Annotated in this window: 3 protein-coding genes; 2 read left to right on the forward strand and 1 reads right to left on the reverse strand. The window is 64.2% G+C overall.

What is annotated here, in order from left to right; translation table 11 throughout:
* Nucleotides 1–2,154: multicopper oxidase family protein (locus ACRDUX_RS31700; protein ID WP_526419953.1), on the reverse strand; the 2,154-nt coding region annotated here is incomplete at its 3' end.
* A gap of 215 nt (nt 2,155–2,369) precedes the next feature.
* Between ACRDUX_RS31700 and ACRDUX_RS31705 the strand changes: the two genes are divergently transcribed.
* Nucleotides 2,370–3,020: a GAP family protein gene (locus ACRDUX_RS31705; RefSeq protein WP_526419955.1), complete on the forward strand. Its 651-nt coding sequence runs from the start codon at nt 2,370–2,372 to the stop codon at nt 3,018–3,020.
* Between the two features lie 36 nt (nt 3,021–3,056).
* Nucleotides 3,057–3,377: globin domain-containing protein (locus ACRDUX_RS31710; protein ID WP_526419957.1), on the forward strand; the 321-nt coding region annotated here is incomplete at its 3' end.

The following is a 3,377-nucleotide window of genomic DNA, read 5'->3' on the forward strand; positions in this document are numbered from 1 at the left end:
CTGCAAGACCTTGTCGCCATTGGCGTCTCGCACCTGAACGGAGGCGGGTTTGCCCTTCCCACCCGGTATCGCCACCGCATAGGTCGACACTTCGGGAATGACGCTGATGGTCGCCATCAGCCCGTTGTCCTCGTGGTTGAGGCGGTGGCAGTGAATCACGTAGGTGCCTGCGAACTCGAGGAACTCCTGCCGCAGGGTCAGCGACGCGGGAGTGGTCACCACGTGGTCGTCGTCGAATATCGGCGCGGGGACGTTCACGTTGTCAACGCCCCACGGCTGAACACCCGTCTTGCCCCGGTTGGGGTCATCGATCGCGGTGACCTGAAAGTCGTTGACGTGGATGTGCATCGGATGCGCGTCGTTGTTGAAGTTGGTGATCGTCCACTCCTCCACCGAGTTCAGTCGCGGCTGAATCAGCGGGATGTTCGGGAACGAGTTGTCTTCGAACATGTAGGTGACGGCTTTGGGGTCGTTCTTGCTGGCCTTCTCGTTGCCGAATCCGCCGGTGATCTTCAGCGCCCGTTTGACCGCGGGTGTCATCACCGACGTGTCCACGAAGGACGTGTACGCGTCCAGGTTCTGGCCCGGTTCGAAGGCCGTCGTCTGCCCCTGCCCGCTGGTGTCCGGCGTGGCGTGGATCAACGTCTGCGTCGGGAAGACGAAGAACCCGTCGGCGTAGCTGACGTACTTCGGGTCGACGGTGAGCGTGCCCAACACGGCGGGCGGGTTCTTGGTGCCGTTGTTGGTGTACAGCACGGCGGGATTCACCACGGGCTGCGCGCGTGGGTCCGGCGGGAACTCGAGGACGAGGTCGCCGTGGGCGGGCATGGTGACGGCGATCGCATACCGCGAGGCGGGCGGGACGTCCAGCGTGGTGCCGTCCCCGTAGACCGGAAGACCGACCTGGGTGTACGGGTTGCCGTCCTGCCCGACGATCGTCAGCTTCGGGTGCTTGCCGGTGGCGGTCTCGGTCAACCTGACCGTCATGTACGCGATGTCGCTGATGTTGGCGACCACCCAGATCTCCGTCTGCCCCGGCTTGATCTTCAACTCCGGCTGAAACTGCCCGTTGACCGTGAACTGCAGATCGCGCTGGTTCTCGGGGAGTCCCGGGTTCTCCTTCACGTTCTTGGTCGGGCTGTTGAACCCAATGAGATTCGACGGCATGAACTGGGTCTTGCCGCGGTTGTTGTGCGGCGACAGCGGTCCGGAGTACCAGGGCGTGATGTATTCGGCGCCCTTGGTGGTGTCGGCGAAGTTCACCGGAGCCAGGCTCGGGGAATAGGTGCCGTCGGCGAGTTGGTCAGCCTCGGGCGGTTTCAGCGTGCTGACGAACTGCGGCCACGTCTCGTTGTTGAGTTGATGCCCCTTGCCATTGCGGTCGAAGACGTAGTTGTACTGAATGGCCATGTCGCGCACGGGAATATCGTTCTTCGTCACCAGCGGGAGGTTGCCGTCCGGCCTGCCGATCTCGAGCAGGCCCGCCAAGCCGAAGTAGGTCTGCTGCGCCGTCATGGTGTGACGGTGGCTGTGGTACCAGTACAGCCCGTTGGGCATGTTCTTGGGCACGTCGTAGGTATAGGTGTTACCCATTCCCGCGGGGATCGACAGCAGCACGTTGTCGGCGTTGCCCTGCGGGCTGACGTGCAGGCCGTGGGTGTGCAGGTTCAGCGGCGCCTCGGTCAGGGCGGGGGGATAGATCGGCACCTGGCCGTCCTTCGGGGTGAAGGCGGGGTCGTAGAAGTCCTGGATGTTCAGGCCCTGAAGGTCGTTGTCGTAGTGCACGATCAAGCGCTCGCCCGGATCGACGCGCAACGTCGGTGCGGGATAGAGGTTGTCGCCCTTCGTCGAACCGTCCGAGCTGGTGCCCTTGATGACGTCGAACCCGTAGACCAGGAAGTTGGTCACGGGTTCGGAGACGGTGTCGAGGTTGACGGTGCCCTGATGAGCCGACAGCCGGACTTCGAGGACGCCGTCCTTGCTCGACAGCCTGATTGGCTCGCGGAAGGGTGCGGGTTTGCCGTCCGCTCCGGCGTTGACCCCCGGCGGCGGATTGACCACTTCCCGAGGATGCGACGAGCAACTCAACGTCACCGTGGCCATCGACACGATCACGACGATGGCGAGGACTGATTTCACGCGACGGAGCAGCATGTCGAACTCCCTGGGTGACGCCGGCACGACTGCTGGGGTTGGGGTGGAGGTTACACAGCAAACCAGAACTGAATACGCGATTGGGTAAATCGTCGGGGTCGTCGGCCGAGTTCAGAACGCGGTCTCTTGGGCCGCGAGCGCCATCCAGACGCCGTCCTTGGTCGACGAAGTCCGAGTTCACCAACAATCGGCCTTCACTTGCTAGGTTGACGGCGATGCTGGACGAACTGATTCCCCTGGCCCTCGTGGTCGCGCTGTCACCGCTGTCGATCATTCCCGCGGTGCTGGTCCTGCATTCGCCACGCCCCAGGCCGACGGGGTTGGCCTTCCTGGTCGGCTGGGTCATCGGGCTCGCCGTGCTGACCCAGGTCTTCGTCGAGGTGTCGAGCCGCCTCGGCGGCGGGCTGGACAAGCCGCCGTCCTGGGCGTCATGGGTTCGCATCGTCGCCGGCAGCGCGCTGATCGTGTTCGGCGTCTACAAGTGGCTCACCCGGACGCGCTCCGAGCACTCCCCCAAGTGGATGAACGGCTTCGCCAAGATCACCCCGGCCAGGGCCGTCGTGACCGCAGTGGTACTGGTCGTCGTCAACCCCAAGGTGCTGTTCATGTGTGCCGCAGCGGGTCTGGCGATCGGCACCGAGGGGCTGGGCCGGTCGGGCGCGACGCTGGGACTGGTGTACTACGTCGCGATCGCCGCCTCCACGGTCGCACTCCCCATCCTGGCGTACGCGGTGTCCGGCGATCGCCTGGATCAACCACTGGTCCGGTTGAAGGCCTGGATGGAGGCGCAGCACGCCACCCTCGTCGCCGCCATCCTGGTGGTCCTCGGCGTGCTGGTGCTGTACAAGGGAATTCACGGGCTCTAGCAGCGCCCACATCATCTTCACTTACACTCCGAAGACGTGGGACTCGATGACCGCGAAGCGCTGGCGACACTACGTGCCGCGGTCGACCCACAGAACGACTCCGACGAGCTGATCCGGCGTTTCTACACCCGCTGGTTCGCCATCGACACCGCGATCCGCGACCTGTTCCCGCCCGATATGGACCATCAGCGCAGCGTGTTCGCCAAGGCCTTGACGTGGCTGCTCGGGGAACTGATCGAGCAGCGCGCAGAAGAACCCGTCGCGTTCCTGGCGCAGCTGGGCCGCGACCACCGCAAATACGGTGTCACACAACGACATTACGACAGCATGCAAGACGCGCTGATCACCACGCTGCGG

This window comes from Mycobacterium sp. (assembly GCF_050701675.1).
Lineage (GTDB): Bacteria > Actinomycetota > Actinomycetes > Mycobacteriales > Mycobacteriaceae > Mycobacterium.

What these genes read in the sequence shown, in the direction of transcription:
- ACRDUX_RS31705 (WP_526419955.1), top strand. Translation starts at nt 2,370, where the DNA reads ATGCTGGACGAACTGATTCCCCTGGCCCTCGTGGTCGCGCTGTCACCG.